The organism is Membranihabitans marinus (assembly GCF_019802045.1).
Taxonomy (GTDB): Bacteria; Bacteroidota; Bacteroidia; order Chitinophagales; family Saprospiraceae; genus Membranihabitans; species Membranihabitans marinus_A.
The window spans coordinates 83,996-107,650 of record NZ_JAHVHU010000007.1 but is presented as its reverse complement, the minus strand read 5'-3'; the positions used below and the strand labels follow the sequence as shown (position 1 = coordinate 107,650).

Here is a 23,655-nt window from a genome sequence, read left to right as displayed (position 1 = left end):
ACCATGAATATTACGGAAATTTCGATCAAACGGCCATCTCTGATTATCGTACTTTTTAGCCTTTTTATTCTATTGGGATATATCGGCTATCGAAACCTGAGTTATGAGTTAATGCCTGATTTCAATCAGCCTGTAGTAGTGATTACCACGGCTTACCCGGGAGCAGAACCAGCAGAAGTAGAGACGTCGGTATCGCGGAAGATCGAAGATGCGTTGTCCAATCTGGAAGGCGTCGATTATCTGGTCACTAAATCACTACCCAATGCGTCCATTATTATTGCCAATCTAAAGTATGGGACCGATCTGGATAATACCATGCAGGATGCACAGCGCTATATCGATAACATACGTCAAGATTTGCCGGAGGATATTCGTAGCCCCAGAATGAGCAAGGTGTCTCCCAATGATCTTCCGATCATGTCGGTCAGTGCCACCAGTGAACTTCCAGCCCGGGCGTTTTACCAAAAGATGAAAGATGATTTGCTACCTCAGATCCAACAAATTAAGGGCGTAGCTGAAATCACCTTGCTCGGAGGTGAACAAAGAGCGATCCAGGTCCGGGTGGAACAGGAAAAGCTAAAGTTTTACGGCATTTCGCTGGTTCAGGTGGTGGAGGCCATAAAGCGCTCGGGAGTCGATATCCCGGCGGGACAAGTCCAATCGGATACGAAAAGCAATGCGGTGCGAATCACCGCTAAATTTCATGACCTTCAGGATATCCGAAATGTGCAGGTGGCTATGCCAGTGCCGGGCAATCCAATATATGTGGGCGATATAGCCACGGTAACCGATGGCATCAAAGAAATATCATCGGTCAGCCGATACAACGGCGTGTCCGGAATAGGTCTTCTGATCAAAAAACAAAGTGATGCCAATGCCGTCGATGTTTCCACCCTTGTGAAGAAAAAATTCAAAGACATCCAGGATAAAAACAGGTCAGATCAAATCCTTTTTTCAATTGCCGATGATAGTACTGAGAATACGATTGCTGCTGTTGATTCCGTGGTTCATGATCTGATCCTCGCTGTAATTTTGGTGTCCATAGTCATGTTATTGTTTCTTCGAAGTTTTCGGAACGCTCTGATTGTACTGATAGCTATTCCTACTTCATTGGTCACTGCATTTGCGGTCATGTGGTTGCTCGGCTACACACTGAATCTGATGACCTTGTTGGCCATGTCGCTGATCATAGGAATACTAGTTGACGATTCTACCGTCGTGCTTGAAAATATTCAACGCCATCTGGATATGGGCAAAGAAAAACGGAAAGCTTCTTTGGACGGGCGGATGGAAATAGGGTTCTCAGCCATGTCGATTACCCTGGTTGATGTTGTTGTATTTCTACCCATATTATTTTTACAGGTTTTTGTGGCCGATATGTTGAAACAATTTTCCGTGGTTGTCATCACTTCTACGTTAACCAGTTTGCTTGTTGGCTTTACATTGACACCCTGGCTGACCTCGCGAATAGGAAGAAAAGATGATTTGCAACCTACTCATTTTTTCAACCGGTTTTTACTGTGGTTTGAGCGGCAGTTGGATTATTTTATTGAATGGTATGGCCATGCACTCCGATGGGTGTTGAATCATAAACTGGTTTTCACCGGACTTGTGGTTCTTTTGTTTGTCCTGACCGGTGCACTCATGATGCAGGGAATCATCGGGAAGGAATTGATCGCCACGGGTGATCAGGGCAAGTTCCGTGTGAATATGGAGTTTGACAAAACCACCGCGTTGGCAGAAAATGCGAAAGTATCCTCCGACATTGAGACTTATATCCTGGCCAAACCGGAAGTGGCTACGGTATTCAGTAATATCGGCGGTCCCAGTACCGGTATTGGGAGTTTTGGAGTGGGATCACCCAACAAAACAGAATTTACCATTCAGCTGAAGTCAAAAGATGAAGCCGGTTATGTCCGAACCGAACACTATATGCAGCATCTGCGTGAGGAACTCCGGCAACAATTTCCAGGGATCAATTTCAGCCTGATGGCATTGGGGCTGGTGGCTCGGACCTCACCGATTGAGATCACTCTGAGCGGGCCCGCACTTAGTGAAGTCTTGGATGCCGGCAACCAACTTCAAGCTGTCATCGAGACCATCCCGGGTGCGGACAATGTCCGGCTGTCTGTGGAAGAAGGGCGGCCCGAGTTTCGAATAATACCGGATCCGGATAGAATGCAAAGGCTGGGGTTGAGTACCGCATACAGCGGCATCAATCTCCGAACAGCTTTTGCAGGTAACGATGATGCCACCTATACGGAAGATGGCACCGAATATCCAGTACAGGTCTGGTTGCCGGAATTTGAACGGCAGAATTATGAAAATGTCCGGGATTTGACTATCGTCAACCCGGCAGGGTTGCCCGTTCAGGTCAGTCAGTTTGCTGAAGTGGTACAGGAGAATTCTCCATCGTTGTTGGAGCGGTTGGACCGTCAGCCGGCTGTTACCATCACTGCCGATGCGCTTGGACGACCTTCGGGGACGGTAGCTGATGATGTCATAGCCTACCTGGCCGAGCATCCGTTGCCGGAGGAAATTGATATGATCTGGGGAAGCGATATAAAGCGGCAGAACGACAGCTTTGGTGCGTTGGGTTCGGTACTGGTGATTTCCTTTTTACTAATTTACCTGATCATGGTGGCATTGTATGATAGTTTTATTTATCCCTTTGTGGTTTTGTTCTCTATACCCGTGGCTGCTATTGGCGCATTGTTGGCACTGAATTTATCGATGAGTCATCTGAGTGTTTTTGCTTTGTTGGGATTGATTATGCTGATGGGGCTGGTGACCAAAAATGCGATCCTGATCGTGGATTTTACCAATCAGATCAAAGCGACAGGAAAGCACTACAGCGAGGCGCTGATCCTGGCCGGGAAAGAACGGATGCGCCCCATTCTAATGACGACGCTCTCCATGGTCATCGGAATGCTCCCCATTGCGCTGGCCAGTGGAACAGCCAGTGAATGGAAAAATGGCTTGGCCTGGGTTATTATCGGAGGTCTGCTGTCTTCATTGATGTTAACGGTGTTCCTGGTGCCCGTGGTGTATTATGCGGTGGATTCGGTAAAAGCCCGTTTGAGTAAAAATGCAATTCGTTGATATAGAATTCACAGTGATCTGTTATGACTGAGGGAAGGCACACCGGTTTGTCACCTATGTAAATTACCTGGGCTTTCAGGTGAAAAACACGATCCTCTTCCGCCAGCCCCCTAATCAGGGTGTTGGAAGTTGTGGGACGCTCCCTCCTGCACACCCCACTCAGCAAGTGTCACTCGCCAGCATGTTGGAAGGTGTGGGACGCTCCCGCCGCACCTCCTCTTCGGCAAGCGTCACACACCCGAAATCAGTTAAAATGGTAACACCTTCACGCCAAAAGTAATCGGGTGCACCCGGTATCCATTGTCCTTTTCGGGCTTGAACAATTCATTGAGCCCGTAAGTCCCGTAGAAGGTGATCGGACCATAGCCCAGCTGGGCCAATAATCCATATTGGAAATTCTCCAGATTGTACTTGTCTTTGATTTTGATCTTTTGATTATTGGTTTTTTGAGCGGTTTTACCACCAAGAAGCACATTTCCGTACACCCCGGCATTGATGTGAAAACTTTTGCTTTTTTGATAGGGATTGGTCTCAATGTTAAGCATCAATGGAAAATGTAAATAGGATGCTCGCAAGTGGTTTTTCTTGTAAGACACCTGGGTGGCATCTGGTAACGTGAAATTAACTTGCGGACTGGCTACATCCAGGGTACTTGGATTGGAGAATCCATAAAAGTTAAATGAAAATCCCGCGCCATAGATCAGGTTAAGGTTGTGATTAACGAGGTTGATTCGTTGATTAAGGACATGAAGACGCCAGCTCACGCTGTTGATGATATCTGGCTCCATGGGATTCACGCCATTGATTTCAGGCAAGGCTTCCGGTGCGATATAACTGGCAAATCCAAGATCAAACAAAAACCATCGGGTCTTGACATTTTTGAGCTTGTCTTTCTTTTTGTTGAACTTAATGTCCAGTCCATCAAGTACTTCCCCCCAGTTATTATCTTCCCGCTCAATTTCCTCTTCTTCAATCTCGATCTCCACCTTTTTCTCCTGCTCATTTTGACCGTTTTCCTTATTCCATTCTTTTTCCATTTCCCGTTTCATTTCCTCCATACCCTTCTTGACTTCTCTAAGGGCCTCTTTGAGTTCTCTTGAAACTTCCTTTTCAATTTCTTTTGATGCTTTTTGGCTCATTTTTTCCGCCAACTCTGCAATTTCCTGGGCCAATTCTTCAAGTTCTTGCTGCTTCTGCTCCATTTTGATCCGGGTACTGTCGGTTTCGTTCTTAGGTACGGTGCCCTGTCCATAAGAAGACACCAGGCCAGCAAAGAGCACAGCGAGTATGATAGTCGTGATAAATTTCCAATTTTTCATAGTTATAGGTTTAGTTGATTTTTTATAAATTCGGGTAAAAGCTTTTTCTTGAATTGAGCCATGCTCACATCGCCCCAGGTTTCCGATAAAAACTTCCCTGGAATATGAATCTTAAATGTTTGGATAGTTTCTTTTTGTGCTACTGCCGGCGTAGGACGGGCCGGGTCATCCAAAGGCATGCTGATCAAGTGTTCCTTTGCAGGAAGGTAAGCCACTGTATTGGTCTGACGTTCTTGGAGCACGCTGGTATTTAGGTCAATCTCCGCAATCTTACGTTGGTTTTCATCCGAAGAATTAGGGATGGAAACCGGGGGCAATAAGGGGTTGATCCCGCTAACTACTGGTCCTGGAAGCATCGGTGAGGTTACTCCGTCGGGGTCGATTCCGTGGGCGAGGTCTGAGCCGTTGGGAATTGGGATTGGTCCGGAGGAATCTTTCATGATTGGGTGTATGTTTTGCGATCTGGCGCCGATGCGCGGGGTGGTGTTTGTCCCAGAAGCCAATGCCGGAGCAGAAAAAGAGGTGCCCGGTTGTACTGCAAGGGATTCTTCCAAAGCCATGACGCCCGGATCCGAATGTTCAGTACTTTCTGGTTGCTCTGGTTCCGAACTTTTTGAGATGTCTGTTTTTAAGTCAGACGAAGCTTCCGGCACTGGTAAACTGGTGATTGTCTCAGGTGTTCTTTCTTCAGTGGTCTGGGGTCGTATGGGTGCATTTGTTGTTAATGAAGGTGAGTTAGAATGGGATGATTTCCAGATAAACAATCCGGTCGCAGAAACCAGGACCAATACTGCCGCTGCTGCTGCCAGACGCCGAAAATTCCAGAACGGAACCATAAGCGGAGTTTCTTTGCGGTAAAGCTCTGATTTGGTGGGATACTGCATGGTCAGATCCGGCACCAATATAATGTGTTCCAATCCTTCTACTTCCATTTTTATTTCTGGATGTTGATCCAGAAAATCTTCAAACAGGCGTTCATCATTTGGGTCCAGGTTGCCGTCCAGAAAGTCCAGAGCGGCTTCTTCGTAATTATTTATATTGAATTTCATCTTTCGTTAAATTTTAAAGTCCAGTTCCAGCAATTTTTCTTTCAACTTTTTTCGAGACCGAAACAAGGTTGTTTTTACATTTGACATGGACATCTCTGTGATGTCACAAAGCTCCTTGTAGGAATATCCCTCGTAATCCCGAAGCAGAATTAAATTTTTTTGCTCATCGGTTAATACATCAAGTGCTTTCCGGATCAAGTCTTTATCTTCGATGGAGCTTTGAAATTCAGTGGCTTGTTCTTCCTGACGATTTCGGTACTCCTGATTTCTTTTTGTTTTACGATATTCATCGACCATAGACCGATAAGCAGTTCTGTAAAGCCACGATTTTGCAACTTTCTTTTCAAGATCTTTCCGGTTTTCCCAGAGCTTGGCGAATGCGGTCTGCACCAAGTCATCCGCATCAGTTCGATTACGGGTCAGACCGGTACAATATCGGAACAATTGATCGGCATGGTCATCCACACATTCATTATACTCAGTAGGCGTCATGGTAATTCTTAGACGTACAGCTGTCCGAATTTGTTACTGGAGCTACGAGAAAAAAGAAAATTAGTAAAAACATCCCTTTGGGTAGGATTGAGGAAGTTTATGGAATTTAACCCGCAAAGCTCATGGCTTTTGATTTACCTACCTGGCGTTGATTATCGGTGGTTAAAAAAGAAATTGTTTGCTGATCTCCGTTTTGTACAGCCCATAATTCAAAATTTCCTCTGCCATAGTTAGATCCAGATAAGGAATCGTCAGATTGGAGGAAGCGGTATTCAGGTGGAGGTGGGCATACCCATTCCTTCGTTGATAAGGTGTTTGGCGCACATCTATTTTTTGAAGTTTTTCCCATCGGACCAGGGTGTGTCGTCGGCCCCAAACTCCTTGATGGATGATAAAATATTCTTGATGCAACTCGATCTTAAAGTTTTTTACAAACAGGACATTGTATATCCAAAAGTAGGCCAAAACCCCGAAAGACCCATAAAACAACCACGGATGAATCCAGTAACAGACGCCGATAATAAAGACAGACAGCGGAAGCTTTAGATAAAGATAATTCCTCCAGATATACACGCTTGCAATGGTCGCTGTGTGAAATGGCTCTCCGGGAACCACAGGAAAATAAGGTTGGTTGAGCTTGAAAGCCATGTGTGGGTCAAAGAAAGGAACGATGGCATCTGAGCCCAGTGTTTTTCTTCCTCCGGCGTATTTATAAGCCAGCGTGAAAATACCGAGTTTACGCCGAATAAGATTAGTATACCAGGTCGTAAATTGAATTTTACGCTGAGGAATGATGGTTTCGAACTTATTGATCAGACCCCGTTGGATGTGTATCTCTTTATTTTGAAGAATCATTCGGTAATTAAAAAGTCCGGTTATCTTATTTAAAAAGAACATACCGCTGGAGAATGTGGCTAATAACAATCCATATAGAATGACGTAATTAATTGAAACGTGGTCCTGATGCATGGAGCTTCCTGCTGCCGGGTCAAAATTCCCGAAAACCAGATCGATCACTAACTGCCAGGAAAGCTTTTCCATTTCAGCTGAATGGTAAAGTTGAAACAATACCACCATAGAGAGCGAAAAAGGAAGTAAAAACCAGAGCATGTTTTCTGTAAAAGCATATTTCGAAACCTGTTTGTTGGTCAGTGCATAGGAGAAATCGATTTTAGTCGCAGATCCTTCCGGTATCTCCTCTTGAACAGTACCGAATGGATCTTCTTTTTTGATTTTTTGAATAGTGTGCTTTAGTTCCAGGGCATCATTTTCCCACACGCCGCCAATTTCTACTTCTACTTGGTCTTCTCCGATGGTGTCGATCTTTACCAGATAAACATTTAGTAGACGATAAAGCCAGTTTTGCTCGATCTGGACAGATTGGATTTTGTCGATGGGAATGCTCTTTTTTTCACGACGCAGCCATCCTCGGTTGATATGGAACTGTTCCCGGTCCAGTCGGTAGCGGAATTTCTTATATTCCATGATTCCTGATATGATGATCAGGATACCGGGCAGGATATTTAATAAAAAATCCAGAAAAAGATCAAAACTGTTGAATATGGAGATGTTGTCAAACCGCTGATAGGTGCGGTAAGCAAAGTAAAGAATTATCAATGCATAACTCCGGATAGCCATGATGATTTTGATCATCATAGCCGGCGGAGCCAGTGTGGACCAGGTAATTTTATCCATAGTGCATTTCTTTCGTCAACTCATCTACTTTCTCATTGACAAATTGTTGCAACTTCTGAGCCTCTTCCGGTCGGAGACCATGGACGACAATGTCGTCACCGGCGGCCGATATGATCACCGTCGAAAAATTGAAAAGCCGCTCAATTAATCCTTCGGTAATCTTGCAGTGCTGCACCCGCCTGAAGGGTAAAAATTGTCTCTGTCTGAAAATATATCCGCTGCGGTAGGCCACATCCTGACTTCGGATCGCGTACCCCCGTTGATGAAACTCCAGATAAGTCAGCAAACCCCAGAATGCCATTAAAAGGACAAATCCCAGTAAAACCATAAACTTTACGGAGAAAGTAAAAGCCGAAAGAAAAACAAAAATGGCCAATACAAGGCCACCGAGAATGGTGGTGATTAGAATATTACTTAACCGGACATATAGATATTCCGGTTCTAGGCCCACGAATTCTGAGTCTTCGGCAATTGGTAGTTGATTTATGTCAACCCATTCATTGTAAAATGGCCGGGATTGCTCTTCCTGGATAGTGTCATTCATGTGCATCTAATATTAAGATTCCTCAAAATGATTGAAGGTATGAAGATATAACAACCTGTTTATAATGTGGCATGGATGGGCTACTTTATGGATGGTAACTCACAGTCTTGGATTATTCGTTTTCATCACAATCCCTACCGGGTCCCACTCTAGCGTTAGCGGGGGAGTATGGACAACGATTTGAAGTTCTTATTTTTCCTTCAGCGAAGGACTAGCATAATCAAAATTAATTGTTATTATAAGATGACAGTGTCAGCACTAGGGATAAACATTCTGGATTAACCGGGTATTTTGGAGAAGATTATCTTAAATACCTAGTAATTAGTTTGGCAAAGTCGAAATAGTCCAAATATATCGTTGCGATTTAAAGTGTAATCAGGTCATTCGTCGGGTGTTTTTCCCCTTTCGTCCAAAAATCACCCCTTTTTAGTAAGAATATGAAGTGCTCTAGCAACATTTTCGTATTTTCAACCGTCACTATAATACAAACTAAATTTCAAAGATGTACAAAAGATGAATCCGGAATATAGATGTTCAATAATGTGGAAACAAAAAATAATATAATTACTCACCAAAATCTACCAGCTATGAAATTTTTAAATGCATTTGCAATGGTGCTGATATTCATTGCGCTAACAACTCACTCCTCTCATGCTAAGTCACTGGACGATCCAAATTCCGAATTGAGAATCAGTATTACCAAATTGTTGAGCAAACCAAACATTGGTCAGTCAGTAGATGAACATGTGCGCATCTCATTTTTCGTCACCGACGATGAAAAATTGGTGGTTCTTAAGACGGATGCTCGTACAAAGCCCTTGGATAAGTTTATTAAAGACCGGATTAACTACCAGAAAATTAATATAAAAGACCTGGAGGTGAATCGTATTTTTCACATGAAAGTGCACTTTGCCTTGGAGGAATAATAAGATTGTAAGACTAAATCTTTTCATGCCTTAAGCCATTTTGCAAACGAGTGAAATGGCTTATTTTTTGATGATCATAAAGAAAGTCGCATTTGTACAATCTAAAAGGCGTTATTTAATATATATTTAAGCCTTGTTAAGCTAAACGAATTATTTTAATAACCCGCCAAAAGTAACACCATGAAACTGTTTAAGCACATTGCAATTGTATTACTATTAATTACATCCATTCACCAGATCTCCACTACCAAACCACTTGAGGATCCCAATGCTAAACTTCGTAGTGTCGTTGTGAAGTTACTGAAAAATCCAACGCTCCAAACTACGCTGGATCAGAGTGTCCGTATTTCTTTTTTTATAACCACCGATGATGAACTGGTTGTGCTTAAGACAGATGCGCGAAGCAATAAACTGGATGAGTTTATCAAAGAACGAATGAATTACCATAAGATCAATGTCAAAGACCTGGAAGTGAACCGTATTATTCACATCAAAGTGCAGTTCAGGTTGAATTCTAAGAGCTAAAAAAAAATCTTTTCATGCCAAAAGCCATTTTGCAAACGAGCGAAATGGCTTTTATTTTGTGCTCATCTGGTTTTGTCGACTCGGTTTGTGTGTTCGATTCCCCAAAAATCGCCAGGAAGTCAGAATCATTCGACCTGAAAATGAAATACCCGAAATAAATGCAACCACAGCAACCAGAGTGAATTCCGTACGAATGTACACGGCCAGCGTGCTTTTTTCTGAAAGAGTAAGTAAATATGAAAAAGAATGCATCCAGGATGATGATTCAAAAAACTGGGACATTTGACTGTATTGATTGACTACATAAATGCATATGGGGATAAACGCAAACGAGGACATGTATATGGTCCAAGGATGTGCCGGGAAAGGCGATCGTTTCAAAAAAAGAGTCAGTCGAAAGCATTGTATCATGAGTATGACCAATACTATATTGGGTATCAGAAAGGGCACTTTTACAATCAGCTTCGGGTAATAAGGCCATATGATCGCCACGCCAATTATCAGGGAACCAACCCACCATATGAGTTCTGTTATCCAAAGATATTTTTGTTTCATGTCTTGTGTTTAAAAGCGTTGGCGCTGACCCCGCGGGGGTGGGCTCCTTTTGTATTCTTTATTAAATGATCGCGAAGGTTGTTTTTTTATGGCAGGATTTTGCTCCAGTTGGTCTGGGTTCTCCAGGACAGTTATGGCTTGCGTTTCCGTAATAACTTCCTCGCCATCTGCCTGAAAGGATTGTTCCGGAAGCTGATAAATTCCTGCCCGGTCGGGCGGTTTGAGGTAAAAAAGAATGGATTTTGTAGATGTACGCTGTCCACCGGAATAGGACATCGATGAGCTGATCTGCGGGCCGCCAACCACTGCAAACTCTCCGAAATCGGGATTTGATAAATCGCCTTGCCAGTTTTTCATAGTAAATTGGACGCCCAATACATTCCCCATGTAGACGGTGTCATAGCTCAGAATGACCTGAACTTCCTGGGCAGTTCCATTTTGCGTATATGATAATAAACCCATCACAAAGAAGATCCACATCCATACGTGTTTGATTTTTGAAGTCTCCCGCACACCAGATTTTTTCCCGTGTTTTGTGCCTATGCAATCTTTGATTTTTGTTGTAGAACGTATATTTAACATGCGAATTACCTTATGTCCGTTTTATATGACACCGTTACTTCAGTAATAGTTTTCTAAAAGGTGCAAATCTTTGCAAATCATCTTGGTAGATGTTTCGATCCAGTTGAACTTTTAACCTTCCAAAATATGGTGTAAAATCCGTCGAGATCAAAACGCCGTTGGGGTTAAGCGTCATGTGAAATCGGATTCGATCCATGATCTCTGGAAATACATTGATTGTTGGGTAGTGTTTCTCAATAATATATTGACGAGCGGTATTTTGAAAATTTTCATTCCAGGAAGTATGACTGCGAAAGAAATCCTGTGGGGTGTAGAATTTCTTTTTATCCCGGTCGTAGATCACTGATTTAGAGTGGATCATTTCGTCTCCAGAATATTGAATGGAAAGCATACCGCTTACCAAATCTTCATTGATGAAATCCGGCATAAACGAGATCGATTGGTTTCTACTCCACCGTTGTTCAGAAATATCATAAATGGTATCCTGAAATACATAATCAGCCCAGTTGTTCAGCCATTGTGAGATTTGGCTGTTAAAAGCTTCATCATGGGGGATTTGCGGAACCTGCCCATGAAGTATCCGAACCAGGTCTACCTGGTTATAGGGATAAAGTCCCAGACGACCCGACAGGCAAAATTCCTCTGCTTGACCCCGCAATGATATTTCGTAACATTGTGAAGGAGAGTGGTGTTTTTTTTCCCAGGACTCCCGGTTTATAATGTCAGAGTCAAGAATTTCCTCTTCACCATCGGTAGTTTTCGTGAAAAACAGTTGGTCTTGGTATTGATATTGCCGGATTTCGTTCGCATTTGGAGCACTTGTTATCTTGGATTGAATGCTGAGTCGCATGGATCGTGACGTATTGTACCAGTACCCCGTCAAAAGGTTTTGATGGTGCTTGAGATGGAGGGAGCCGGTTTTTATACTGTTGTCCAGCCATTCGTGCAGCGTGTATTGTTTTTTGTTCTCGATACCATGCAGGATAAGTTTGTTATCCAGCCCATCGATATCAAAAAGCCCGATCAGGGTGTTTTCGTTGGTCAATTTCCCCAAAATAATTGTTGCAGGAATATGCCGGGCTATGAAGACCTGATATTCTCTCGTCCATTCCAATGACTGATCGGACTCCAGAAGCAGATTCAGCTGAAGCTGATTGGATTGGCCATGGGCAGTGAACGTTCTGCTGCCGGTCAGAAGCAGAAGAATCCACAAAATCTGAACTATTTTCTTTATTCCATTCATATCCTGATGATGCAAATATAGTTTTTTTGGAGGGATATGAATGATCAACAATTCTATGTCTTAAGCAATGGAAGCGAAAAGAAAAAGTGCGTCAAATAGATCGACGTGGTAAAAAGACGATTTAACGGATTTTCTGCTCCATGCTTTTAATGGCATCCTCGATCTGGTCCAGTCTTGGATCTCGCTCCCGTGCCTCTTTATAATCATTGAGAGCAGCCGGGTAATTTTGGACCATTTCATGGCTGATCCCCCTGTAGTAATAACCCTGAGCTTGGTCCGGTTCTTGAAGGATATACTGATCCCACACGGGAATTGCTGTCAGGAATGAGTCCTGGTCCATCAGTATCAGGGCTTTGTTGAAATAGGCTTCTTTGTATTCCGGATCCAGCTCATTGATCAGTTTATAACATTCTTTCGCCCGGGCGAGGCTATCCCGGGATTGCCAGTATGTGGCGTAAGTATGCCACAGATGCACATTATCGGGTTCAATTTGGAGCGCACTTTCAAAATATGGTACAGCCTCATCTGGGTCCGTGGACATTTTTAATTTGGCCAACTCGACCCAGGCATCCAAGAGGTCGGCATTATTTTGCACTGCGCTTTGAAAATGTGAAATGGCAGTCGCCGTGTCTTGATTTTCTTTTTCGATGAGGCCCAAAAAAAGATGTGGTTTCGCTGAGAAGGGGTTAATTTCAAGGGCCTTCTGAGCTGCTTCGCGAGCGGAGGTGTATTGTTTTAGAATCAAGTGAGTTTTCGCCAGATCTTCCTTGACCTCGATGGAGTTTGGCCATATTATTTCTGCTTTCTGCAATGTTTTTAGGGCAGCTCTCGAACGGAAATAGTCCATTTCGATCTGGCTTTTAAGCAAATAAGTCTCCAGGTGAGTGCTGTCTATATGAAGTGCATTTTGTAAATCCTTCAGGGCCGCATCATAGGCACCCCGTTCATAGAAATGCTTTGCCCGGTGGAATAGCGGGATGTTTTTATCTGGTTGGCGTTCTACCTGCCGGGTGTAATAACTGATCGAATCAGAGAATTCATCAGGGGTGGACGCTGTGTTTTCAGAATCCGGATCGGTGCATTGATACATACTACTCACCATGAAAAAACCAACCAGGCACAGGATCTGGTGAAAAATGCCAAATGGCGCAAGATGGACTGTATTTTTTCGTTTCATTATTAACTTGGTTGCCCGTTGTCGGGTGGTAAAAATACGGTGAATATTATGTTTTTATAAAAAACAGGTATTTTTAGATTCCTTCGGGGTTTTATACATTAAATATTATTTTTATATAAAGGACTTTTTTTACCGCTTTTGGCACAATATTGGTGGTAGTTCACCACGGAAACAAAAGGATACTATGCGAATTTTTATAACCTTCTTTTTACTTGTTAACGTTGTGATTGGGTATTCCTACTCCAAACAGGAGGTGATGGATTATATCGAGCTGTATAAACTAATTGCTGTAGAAGAGATGCAGGAGAATGGCATTCCAGCCAGTATTAAGATGGCTCAGGCAATTTTGGAGTCCAATGCGGGCAAGAGTGATTTGGCACTCCAAGCGAATAACCACTTTGGAATCAAATGCGGGGGAGTATGGAGTGGTCCCACCTACTACAAGAAAGATGATGACCGCGACCGACGAGGTCGATTGATAAAATCCTGTTTCCGGGTTTTTGTCGATGCTGAAGACTCTTTTCGGGCGCATTCGCAGTTTTTACTTGATCCTAAAAAGACGCACCGGTATGGGCCTTTGTTTGACCTGAACAAAAACGACTATAAATCCTGGGCATGGGGCTTGAGTAAGGCCGGGTATGCGACCAATCCAGCTTATGCAAACCTACTGATCCATCTGATTGAAAAGTACGCTTTGTATACGTTTGATTATTACGAAGATTCAAATGTGAAGTACGTGAATCCTTCCGATCTCGTCGTGGAGCCCCGCGATATTACAAAGACACGACCCGCAAAGAAAGTGAAACCGCAAAACAGAATTGTTTCCCGGCCTGAAGAACCGGTTCAGCGTCGGGCTGTGGAGCACAGGATTGAAATCAATCGACGGGAGGTGGTCAAAGTAGCTCAAGGTCAAACCATGGAACAGCTGGCACGTAAATATGAAATCTCACCCAGGAAAATATTAAAGTATAACGATAATAACCTTGAATTGGATGAGAATCTCGAAGATGGGATGTTTGTTTATCTGGAGAAAAAGCGAATCTGGTACCGGGGTTCGAAGCGGTTTCATGTGGTCCAGGAAGGTGAAGACCTTTCTCGCATTTCCCAGATATATGGTATTCGACTATCCACGCTGGAAAGAAAGAATAAAATACGTGCCGATATGGTCCCTGTTCCCGGTGAAAAAATATTTTTGAAAGGCCGGGCACGCGGAGATGAAATTCCGGTAACTTATGATGATGTGGATATTGTTCCTTCCGCTAAGGTGACCGAGCCCGTACTGGCGGAACAGCTCGACATGGAGAGCCAATCTAAAACGTTTAATGCTCAGGTGACTCCACCGACAAGCACCCCGGAATCTGCACCGGAGGTTCAGGTTCCGGTGATCGATTTGTCCAAAAAGGATGTGACCGATTCTTCCTCTGTGATCAGAAAAAAGCAAACACGCACAGAACCCAAACAAGACTTTATAGAATACGAAGTGGTTAAAGGAGATACGCTGTATGGTATTAGCCGCAAGTTCGGAGTCTCTGTAGACTCTATTCGTCAAAATAATCACCTGCGCTCTAATCAGATACAGATTGGACAGCAATTAAAAATAGTCCAATGATCTCGGGTTGTGACAGGCGTTCATCCATTGCACGAAGTATAATCACTGTATCCATGATAACCTTGGTGGCGGTGATATATGCCATGCCTGGTGCCAGTGGCCAATCCATGTATCTGGGATTAAAAGCAGGCCCTACGGTCGCTTTTCAACAATGGAGTGGTTATCAAAAATCCAACCCTTTACTGGCATTGCATTTGATGGGGCATCTGGAGTCTTATGGCGAATCTTCATCTTTTTATCTCAACGCCGGTCTCAATCCCAAAGGGCGCGGTCTTCGTTTCAATGACTTTGTAAGTCCAATTTCGGGGCGGGTAGTTCGGGGCGGATATTCCAGGATATTATTCAAAAATGCAGAAGTGGTTGCCGGCGTCAAAAAATACTATGACCTCAGTGATGAATTTGAATGGTTTTATTCTTTTGGCATCCGCGGTTCGTACACCTACGGAACGGAGTTTGGAGATATTACCTACATCAATACGAACGGATTGCGGAAATGGAATTATGGCGTGAGTGCAGGCGGCGGGATTCGATTAATCGCCAATGAATTTTTTCGCCCATTGCTCCATATTACTTTTAGTCCCGATCTGTCTCAGCAGATCTATACCCCACCCCAGGAACTAACTACTCCTTCCGGGAATCGTTATCAGGTTCCTGAGCAGGAAATCAGGAATATCAGTTTAGAGATTGGTGTGACCTTGCAATTTTTGAGAAAAGTAATTTATGAGTGAGGATTCCATGCTCGTCGAAAGGATTAAGTCCAAACAATTTTCACTTCTTTGGGTTTTATAATAAGTATTACATCACATAAAAATCATTGCACCAATGAAAAGACACGCTACCAGCATTTGGAAAGGAAAAGTAAAAGAAGGAAATGGAAAGTTGACCAGTCAATCCGGAACTCTGGAAAACACACCATATTCATTCGCAGGAAGGTTTACGGATGAAGATGGGACGAGTGGGACCAACCCCGAAGAATTGATTGCGGCAGCACATGCCGGGTGTTTTAATATGGCCCTAAGTAAGATGCTTACCGAGGCCGGTTTTGATCCGGAAGAACTGAAAACCAAAGCTACGGTGACCATTGATGCTGGAGATGGCGGAGTTAAGATAAGCAAAAGCCACCTGGAACTCAATGCCAAAATAGACGGTATTGACCAAGACAAATTTGATGAACTGACCGGTAATGCCAAGAAAGGTTGCCCGGTTTCTGCTGTGCTGAATTGTGAGATAACACTGGATGCCACGCTGAATTAAGACTTAAAATAACCCCACCGGGGTTATTTATTAAAATCTGGACGCATAAGCCCCTGAACAGGATCATTTTCTTGTTCGGGGGTTTATATTTTTAGTAACTTGGTGGACCTTTGGGATTGGATGAATAAAAATAAAAGACAATGACGACGTGGTTATGTACAGTAACGCTGCGAATGCGCCCATAACTTGTCAAAAATTTTCGATTTTATTCTACCGGTTCCTTATTTTGTTTAAAACCAGAATTTATGAATCCATTGAAAGTATCCGTTGCGCAATTTGAACCCAAGGATGGGGATAAATCCGTCAACCTTGTCGTCATGGAAGATCTGATTCATCGAGCCAGTCAGGAAGGGGCTCAAATTATTAGTTTTCATGAACTGTGTACCACCGGATACACTTTTTTAAAGGGGTTGAACAAAGATCAAATCGATCAATTAGCTGAAGAGATTCCCGGTGGTCCGACTACGAAGCGGCTGGTGGAGCTGGCAGATGAATACGATATTGTCGTTATGGCTGGCGTTCTGGAGAAAGAGGAAGGACGTTATTTTAATTCGTACGTTGCTGTAAACGGTGAAGGCATGATGGCGAGACACCGGAAACTCCATCCATTCATCAGTAGATGGCTGAGCGCAGGATCAGAATACACTACTTTTGAGCTGATGGGCTGGACAGCAGGAATGTTGATATGCTATGATAATAATGTGATCGAAAATGTAAGAGCAACCTCGCTTTTGGGAGCCGAAATTATCTTTGCGCCCCATGTGACCGGGTGCACACCTTCTTCCATGCCGGGGCGAGGTTACGTCAAAGATGAGATTTGGCAAGCCCGGCATCGGGACCCGGATACATTGCGGAAGGAATTTATGGGCCCCAAACACCGTGGGTGGCTGATGCGATGGTTGCCGGCGAGAGCGTATGATAACGGGGTGTACTACGCCTTTTCCAATCCCATAGGATACGATGGCGAACATCTGAAAGGAGGAAACGCGATGCTTCTGGATCCCTATGGGGAGTTGCTTGCAGAGTCCAATGCCTTTGAGGCTGATATTGCTACCGCAGAGCTCACAAAGGAGAAACTTACGAATGCAGGTGGTCACAGATACCGGAACGCCCGGCGGCCCGAACTCTACAAGGAAATTCTCGGAGCAGATCACAATGCGGACACGACACCTTATTGGATGAAATCTGGTAAATAAATGAGTATGAAATACACCTTTTTGTTCTGTTTAATATTTATCAGCTTAATCATTTTTCCTGACCAGCAGGCATACGCACAACCCTCGGAGCAAATCCGTGATGATGTGGATGAGATCTATCCCGGACTGGAAGAGCTGTACCTGGATCTTCATCGAAGCCCTGAGTTGTCCCTGCAAGAAGAAAATACGGCACGAAAAATGGCGGAAAACCTCAAAGAACTCGGCTTTGAGATACAAGAAGGATTCGGAGCGTATAATCTGGCCGCAGTATACAAAAACGGTCCCGGTCCGGTCGTGCTGATCCGGACCGATACGGATGCCTTGCCGGTCACGGAAAAGACCGGGCTGGAATATGCCAGCACCGTGCAGGGAGTTAATGCGGCCGGCGACCAGGTTGGTGTCATGCACGCTTGTGGTCACGACGTACATATGACAGTGTTTATAGGTGCAGCCAGGATGTTGATGAGGCTGAAGAATCAATGGCAGGGGACCTTGGTGATGGTCGCTCAGTCTGCAGAAGAGATGGGACTTGGGGCCAATTTGTTTTTCGAGAATGATCTTTATAACAAGGTTCCAAAACCGGATTATGCAATCGCATTGCACTGCAACCCCTATCTGGAAGCAGGAAAAGTGGGGTATCGCATCGGTCCCATGCTCGCCAGTGTGGATATGATTGATATTACAGTTTACGGCGAAGGGGGACATGGTGCTGCACCTCATACCACAAAAGACCCGGTGGTGCTCAGTGCTCAATTGATCGAATCTTTCCAGACCATCGTAAGTCGGGAAATCAATCCACAGGAACCAGCTGTAGTCACAGTGGGAGCTGTAAATGGCGGGACCGTGCACAATGTGATTCCGGATCGGGTCCACCTTCAGCTCACAGTGCGTTCTTATTCCAATGCGGTCCGGGATCAAATCATCGAAGGAATCCGCCGTCGTTGCCGAAATCTGGGATTGGCCGCCGGGCTCAGTGAAGAACAATTACCGGAAATCCGCATCAGGGATCCGTTTACGCCCACCACGGTGAATAACGCCGAACTGACAAAAGCTTTAGTTCAGGTATTTGAACTAGAGTTGGGAAAAGATCAGGTACAGGAGATGCCAAAATACACGTTTGGTGAAGATTTTAGCCGGTATGGTTTGCAGGAACATGAAGTGCCGATATGCATGTACTGGTTAGGTACTGTAGCCCCGGATAAGGTGGAACGCGCAAAAAACGGAGGACCGGCGCTTCCCTCACTGCATTCACCGTTTTATGCACCCTTGCCGGAGCCCAGTATTCGGACAGGCGTGCGGACCATGACTGCGGCAGCGATGAAATTATTTGACTAAGAAGACTAGTGTACTGTTTTATAAGTTATGTGGAATAATTCTGAGGTCATTTTCGTGCTAGTCAAGGCGTCAGAACGTAGCCATAGCGGGGTTAAGGCGAGGCTTTCCAACGCAGGATAGCATAAAAAAGGCCAGAATTAAACAGAATAATTTATGAAACGGAGCACTACTGCGCCGAACCATAAGTAAAAGGTCGTATGAGAGGATGGACTACCATTGCAGGGTGGGCTTGGATGGGGTGTTGCCAGCAATGTATTCAATTTGTTAATTGAAAACGCTCGATCAATAATTGGAGTTTGTTTCAAAAGCGCATCAGGCCGGGGTTAAAATCGTAACCAGTTCTCATACCTCATCTCCTTACTCAGAACCAGGCTGGACGTATCAACGCGAAATGGAGTTGCTCGCAGAAGCTGGTCTGTCTCCCATGGATATCATTTATGCGAGCACTTTACTCAATGCTCAGTATTTTCGATCGGAGCAGCGAATTGGGAGTGTTGAAGCGGGCAAATTTGCTGATCTAATACTGTTGGATGAGAACCCCCTTGTCGATATTTCCAATGTCAAGAAGGTCTCCCGTGTTATGTTCAATGGAACCTGGGTAGAGTAATACCATGGAAATACACGCGTGATCCGCCTGATCAACTACAGACCTCATGTTAAGTCATGCCCTGCAAATTATCTTTGTGTATATTTGAGTTGCAGATCGACTTTTGAAAAACTACATTGCTATGGCATATCATTCCAAATTAACCCTTTTCATTCTTGGGTGTTTTCTCCTTTTCTCTTGTAAACCTACGGCACAGGAAATTTCCGTCATGACCTATAACGTATACCATGGTGAAAATCCCTATAACCTTGGAACGAGCAATTTGGACGAGGTGGCTGACATCATAAATGCGTACCATCCAGACTTTGTAGCGTTGCAGGAGGTGGACAGCATGACCCGGCGTACGGCCGGATTCAACGAGGGCCGGCGAATTAATGTCGCTGAGGAGCTGGGAAGACTGACAGGTATGCAGGGCCATTTTGGCAAAGCGATTGATTTTAGCGATGGAGGTTATGGGGAAGGGCTTCTGATACGCCATGTCGGTACTCCCTTTCCCCATCGAAAAGTTATGTTACCGATTCCAAAAGGTGGGGAAGATCGGGCTGTTCTTATGGTTCAGGGAGAAATAGCGGACGGTCAGGAGATTATTTTTGCGGGGACCCATCTCTGCCATCAATTTGATGAAAACCGGGTCGCTCAGGCGAAAGAATTGGTGCGTTATTTCAAGGACCAAGATGAGCCAGTCATTTTATGTGGTGATTTCAATTTTGAGCCGGACAGCGAAGCGTATCAGATTATGACGGAGTATTTTGATGATGCAGCAGTCCTTTTCGGTGAACATCAGAACACGTTTTCGGCCAAAGACCCCCGCATTCGGATCGATTTTATTTTTCTTTCCAAAAACCAAGATTGGAAGGTCCAGTCATTGGAAGTCCTGGATGAAGATGCATCCGATCATAAGCCGGTGGTCGCTAAAATTGAGTTTCGCTAGAATCAGGAAACAGAATGATCGTCTTGAAGATCGCCTTTTAATGCATGATACCGATATCGCGGGATTTGTCGAAATGGCTCCAATGTATATATGGTATCCAGTGAAGTTAATATACGGCTTATCTTGTCCAATTGATTTGCAGGTAGTTTCCAGGGATCATCTTTATTCAAAAGTAATTGTACCCCCATGGATGAAATTATAAATAATTAACACGATGTCTCCTAGCGGGTTCCATCTGCGATGATTATTTCCTTACCTTTAAAACATATATTTGAATGTATAGATTTATCCCGATGTATAATGTTTTGAAACAACTCCCTTTTATTTTAATTCTCTTTATTTTCAGCTGCCAAGATGAGGAAGCGACCAACCAAAACCTTTCCGGTCGCGCCGCCAATGAAGAGGTGGCCCGTCAGCTCGAGGCATTTCCGGGAAGGGGTGCATTAACGGATGATTCCAAACCCGTACCTGCAGAAGATGCAATCCGGGAATTTGAAGTAGCTGCTGACCTGGATATGGATCTCGTATTGGGTGAACCCATGGTCAACCAACCGCTCGAGATCAGCTTTGATACCAAGGGGAGAATGTGGGTGGTGCACTACAACCAGTACCCGTATCCCGCCGGATTGAAAATTACCGGATTGGATAATCATTTGCGGGTGCAGTTTGACACGATTCCGGCACCTCCACCGGGTGGTAAAAAAGGAGCTGATAAGATTACCATATTTGAAGATACCAATGGCGATGGGGTGTTTGATCACTCCATCGATGCGATCTCCGGATTGAATATCACCACCAGCGTAACCCAGGGATATGGAAAAATCTGGGTGCTCAATCCACCCTACCTGATCGCTTATCCGGATCCCGATGGCGATGGTATTCCTGATGGAGACCCGGAAGTTCATCTACAGGGATTTGGTTTACAAGATACCCACGCCGTAGCAAACAGTCTTCGATGGGGTCCGGACGGTTGGTTGTATGGAGCGCAGGGGAGTACCACCACGTCCACGGTGAGTTCTGCAGCAACGAAAGATGTATTTTTTCAGGGCCAGGTGATCTGGCGGTATCATCCGGATACGAAGATCTTCGAGATTTTTGGGGAAGGTGGTGGGAATACCTTCAACGTAGAGATCGACTCCAAGGGCCGTATTTATTCGGGGCACAATGGGTATGGACGCGGGCCTTATTACAAGCAAGGTGGCTATTACCTGAAAAGCTGGGGCAAACACGGACCATTGACCAACCCGTATGCCTTTGGGTATCTGCCCGACATGGAATTTGCAGGAGAAAAAGTGCGTTTTACTCACGCTATTCTCCGTTATGAAGGCGGTCAATTCCCTGCTCGGTATGAGGAAAACTTTATCGCACTGAATCCACTACAAGGAAACGTGGTGCTGTCTGATTTTGAAATAAATGGTTCCACGATACGCACCGTTGATCAAGATACCACCGTGGATACAGACGATCGCTGGTTTCGACCTATAGATATTCAGACCGGTCCGGATGGAGCGGTGTACATGACAGACTGGTATGACAGTCGGCTGTCCCATGTCGATCCCCGGGATACCTGGAACAAATCCACCGGTAGGATTTACAGGTTGAGGCAAAAAGGAAGTAAAACAGGTTATCATCCCTTTGATCTGACGACTTATAGTAATCAGGAATTAATCGATCTTTTATCCCATAAAAACCGATGGTTTCGTCAAAAGGCCCTTCGGGTCATCCACGATAGAGGCGATCAATCAATGATTCCTCAGTTGAGCGGTTTAATGAATTCCGGGTCTGGTCAGGAGGCTCTAGAGGCATTTTGGGCGATGCATCTTCTGGGTGGCCTGGATGATGAATTAGCGTCAACTGGGATGAATCATTCGGATCCTTTTGTCCGGTTGTGGGCCGTCCGGTTAGTGGGAGATCAGCGTCAGGCATCGGAAGTGGTGGCAAAGGAACTCGCTGAAGTAGCCCGTCAAGAAGTAAATCCGGAAGTACGGAGTCAGCTTGCAGCCTCCGCCAAAAGATTGCCCGGTGAAGTAGCCCTGCCCATGATCAGAAATCTGCTAATTCATCACGATGACTCCACGGATCCGGACATTCCTTTGCAGATCTGGTGGGCATTGGAATCCAAAGCGGAATCTGACCGGGAAGGTGTCATCGCATTTTTTAGAGATCTATCATTTTGGTCTATTCCGGTCGTGAAAGAGGTTCTTTTATCGCGGTTAATGCAGCGCTATGTGCTGTCAGGCGGACCGGAAAATTTAGGAGCCGCGCAGCGATTGTTTGAACTGGTTCCGGACAAAGCTTCCGGGGAAAAACTTATGAACGGGATGCAGGAAGGATTACGCGGAAAAAATATATCGGATTTACCAAAAGAACTCGTTCAGGCCATGTCTCCTTATCAGGCAACCGGAGAGGGAGAATATGCCATGGCGCTCCGGCAAAAAACATCTGGTGTGCTTCCCAAGGTCATGGAAGTCATCAAAAATCCACAGGCCGATCTCAATGAACGGTTGGCCTATATCCGTATCCTCGGCGAGGTAGAATATGAAGAGGCTGTTCCCACGTTGCTGGATATCCTGAAGCGACCACCCCTCGAAGAGTCGAAGGCGGTGAAAATTACCATTTTGAACATGCTTCAACGGTATGATTTCGAGGAAGTAGGACATGGCGTGTTGGGTGCTTACCCGCGGGTATTGCGTGAAGACCCGGAAGTTCGTCTGGCCGCCTTGAATCTTTTGATGAGCAGACCTGGTTGGGCCGGTTTGTTATTAAATGAAATAGAAGGAACCTCGGTGATCCACAAGGAAGATGTCCCGGTCGAACTGGCCCAGCACATGCTTTTGTTTGGCGATAAGGCATTATCCGAAAGAGTACAGAAAATCTGGCCGGCAACAAAGGTCAGCACTTTCGATGAAAAAGCCAAAACGATCCAGGAATTGGCACGGGTCATTCAATCGGGGGCAGGGGATGAAACGTCGGGTAAGCTGATTTATCGGACGGCCTGCGGGATTTGTCATCAGATGAACGATGAAGGGGAGAATATAGGTCCCGATCTGACCGGCTACGACCGGACCAACCTGTCTTATATGCTTATGCAGGTGGTCGATCCAAGTGCGGACATTCGGGAGGGCTATGTCAATTATCGGATATACACCCGGGACGGCCGGACTTTATCCGGTTTTCTTACTGAACGTTCTGACAACGCGGTGACGGTGAAGCCGTATGGGGGAGAGCCCATCCAACTCTCCATGAATGAAATTGAAAAAATGGAACCACAGCAAACCTCTTTGATGCCGGAAGGCATCCTGGAACGATTGAGTGATCAGGAGGTGCGGGATTTGTTTGTTTATTTGATGGAGGACTAAAATGGAACGCACGCATTCAAATACAGAAGGAAAGCAAGCGCTTGAATGTGGATTAGCCACCAAGTTAGCCAATGCGCCTTTGCATTTTACATTTGTACTTCTACTAAGAATGGAAATGTATCCATACGCGCATGAAGCGGACCCTTTGAGACTGT

21 protein-coding genes are annotated in these 23,655 nt (G+C 44.8%); 11 read left to right on the top strand and 10 right to left on the bottom strand.

Going from position 1 to position 23,655, the window contains the following annotated elements:
* Positions 1-3 precede the first annotated feature (3 nt).
* On the top strand, positions 4-3,102 hold the full coding sequence (locus tag KUV50_RS07825) for an efflux RND transporter permease subunit (protein ID WP_222579568.1): 3,099 nt from the start codon (positions 4-6) through the stop codon (positions 3,100-3,102).
* A 248-nt stretch (positions 3,103-3,350) separates the two neighbouring features.
* Here KUV50_RS07825 and KUV50_RS07820 read toward each other — a convergent pair whose 3' ends face one another.
* The 5 genes from KUV50_RS07820 to KUV50_RS07800 form a co-directional block, all read right to left on the bottom strand.
* Positions 3,351-4,421 (bottom strand): outer membrane beta-barrel protein, encoded by a 1,071-nt coding sequence (locus KUV50_RS07820; protein WP_222579567.1) that lies wholly within the window; start codon positions 4,419-4,421, stop codon positions 3,351-3,353.
* Positions 4,422-4,423: 2 nt separating this feature from the next.
* Complete coding sequence (locus KUV50_RS07815) at positions 4,424-5,470, bottom strand: hypothetical protein (RefSeq protein ID WP_222579566.1); 1,047 nt, start codon at positions 5,468-5,470, stop codon at positions 4,424-4,426.
* A gap of 6 nt (positions 5,471-5,476) precedes the next feature.
* Entirely contained in the window at positions 5,477-5,962 is a 486-nt protein-coding gene (locus KUV50_RS07810; RefSeq protein ID WP_222579565.1) for an RNA polymerase sigma factor, read from the bottom strand.
* A 162-nt stretch (positions 5,963-6,124) separates the two neighbouring features.
* Positions 6,125-7,657 (bottom strand): PH domain-containing protein, encoded by a 1,533-nt coding sequence (locus KUV50_RS07805; protein WP_222579564.1) that lies wholly within the window; start codon positions 7,655-7,657, stop codon positions 6,125-6,127.
* Positions 7,650-8,201 (bottom strand): PH domain-containing protein, encoded by a 552-nt coding sequence (locus KUV50_RS07800; protein WP_222579563.1) that lies wholly within the window; start codon positions 8,199-8,201, stop codon positions 7,650-7,652. Before KUV50_RS07800 ends, KUV50_RS07805 begins: the two co-directional genes overlap by 8 nt.
* A 587-nt stretch (positions 8,202-8,788) precedes the next feature.
* On the opposite strand from KUV50_RS07800, the gene KUV50_RS07795 reads away from it, so the two are divergent.
* Positions 8,789-9,127 carry a hypothetical protein gene (locus KUV50_RS07795; protein WP_222579562.1) on the top strand — a complete coding sequence of 113 codons (339 nt, stop codon included), beginning with the start codon at positions 8,789-8,791 and terminating at the stop codon, positions 9,125-9,127.
* Positions 9,128-9,307: 180 nt separating this feature from the next.
* The gene (locus KUV50_RS07790; RefSeq protein WP_222579561.1) at positions 9,308-9,652 is read left to right on the top strand and encodes a hypothetical protein; all 345 of its coding nucleotides are present in this window, start codon (positions 9,308-9,310) and stop codon (positions 9,650-9,652) included.
* Between the two features lie 51 nt (positions 9,653-9,703).
* Here the strand turns inward: KUV50_RS07790 and KUV50_RS07785 are convergent, their stop codons facing one another.
* From KUV50_RS07785 to KUV50_RS07770, 4 genes are all read right to left on the bottom strand, one after another.
* Positions 9,704-10,207: a hypothetical protein gene (locus tag KUV50_RS07785; protein WP_222579560.1), complete on the bottom strand. Its 504-nt coding sequence runs from the start codon at positions 10,205-10,207 to the stop codon at positions 9,704-9,706.
* Positions 10,208-10,216: 9 nt separating this feature from the next.
* A complete protein-coding gene (locus KUV50_RS07780; RefSeq protein ID WP_222579559.1) occupies positions 10,217-10,789 on the bottom strand; it encodes a BatD family protein in 573 nt (190 codons plus the stop codon).
* 34 nt (positions 10,790-10,823) lie between these two features.
* Positions 10,824-12,047 (bottom strand): hypothetical protein, encoded by a 1,224-nt coding sequence (locus KUV50_RS07775; protein WP_222579558.1) that lies wholly within the window; start codon positions 12,045-12,047, stop codon positions 10,824-10,826.
* 106 nt (positions 12,048-12,153) lie between these two features.
* The gene (locus KUV50_RS07770; RefSeq protein ID WP_222579557.1) at positions 12,154-13,209 is read right to left on the bottom strand and encodes a tetratricopeptide repeat protein; all 1,056 of its coding nucleotides are present in this window, start codon (positions 13,207-13,209) and stop codon (positions 12,154-12,156) included.
* Between the two features lie 184 nt (positions 13,210-13,393).
* Here KUV50_RS07770 and KUV50_RS07765 point away from each other — a divergent pair, with 184 nt between their 5' ends.
* The 7 genes from KUV50_RS07765 (at position 13,394) to KUV50_RS07735 (ending at position 20,141) form a co-directional block, all read left to right on the top strand.
* Positions 13,394-14,818, top strand: coding sequence for a glucosaminidase domain-containing protein (locus KUV50_RS07765; RefSeq protein ID WP_222579556.1), 1,425 nt, complete (start codon positions 13,394-13,396; stop codon positions 14,816-14,818).
* Positions 14,819-14,871: 53 nt separating this feature from the next.
* Entirely contained in the window at positions 14,872-15,546 is a 675-nt protein-coding gene (locus tag KUV50_RS07760) for a hypothetical protein (RefSeq protein WP_222579555.1), read from the top strand.
* 94 nt (positions 15,547-15,640) lie between these two features.
* Positions 15,641-16,072 (top strand): OsmC family protein, encoded by a 432-nt coding sequence (locus KUV50_RS07755; protein ID WP_222579554.1) that lies wholly within the window; start codon positions 15,641-15,643, stop codon positions 16,070-16,072.
* Between the two features lie 245 nt (positions 16,073-16,317).
* Positions 16,318-17,268, top strand: coding sequence for a nitrilase family protein (locus tag KUV50_RS07750; protein ID WP_222579553.1), 951 nt, complete (start codon positions 16,318-16,320; stop codon positions 17,266-17,268).
* Positions 17,269-17,274: 6 nt separating this feature from the next.
* The gene (locus tag KUV50_RS07745) at positions 17,275-18,603 is read left to right on the top strand and encodes an amidohydrolase (protein ID WP_222579552.1); all 1,329 of its coding nucleotides are present in this window, start codon (positions 17,275-17,277) and stop codon (positions 18,601-18,603) included.
* A gap of 289 nt (positions 18,604-18,892) precedes the next feature.
* Positions 18,893-19,210: an amidohydrolase family protein gene (locus KUV50_RS07740; protein ID WP_222579551.1), complete on the top strand. Its 318-nt coding sequence runs from the start codon at positions 18,893-18,895 to the stop codon at positions 19,208-19,210.
* Positions 19,211-19,331: 121 nt separating this feature from the next.
* The gene (locus tag KUV50_RS07735; RefSeq protein WP_222579550.1) at positions 19,332-20,141 is read left to right on the top strand and encodes an endonuclease/exonuclease/phosphatase family protein; all 810 of its coding nucleotides are present in this window, start codon (positions 19,332-19,334) and stop codon (positions 20,139-20,141) included.
* 2 nt (positions 20,142-20,143) lie between these two features.
* On the opposite strand, the gene KUV50_RS07730 is transcribed toward KUV50_RS07735, so the two are convergent.
* Positions 20,144-20,329 (bottom strand): hypothetical protein, encoded by a 186-nt coding sequence (locus tag KUV50_RS07730; RefSeq protein ID WP_222579549.1) that lies wholly within the window; start codon positions 20,327-20,329, stop codon positions 20,144-20,146.
* A gap of 87 nt (positions 20,330-20,416) precedes the next feature.
* Between KUV50_RS07730 and KUV50_RS07725 the strand changes: the two genes are divergently transcribed.
* A complete protein-coding gene (locus tag KUV50_RS07725; protein ID WP_222579548.1) occupies positions 20,417-23,500 on the top strand; it encodes a c-type cytochrome in 3,084 nt (1,027 codons plus the stop codon).
* Positions 23,501-23,655: the final 155 nt, after the last annotated feature.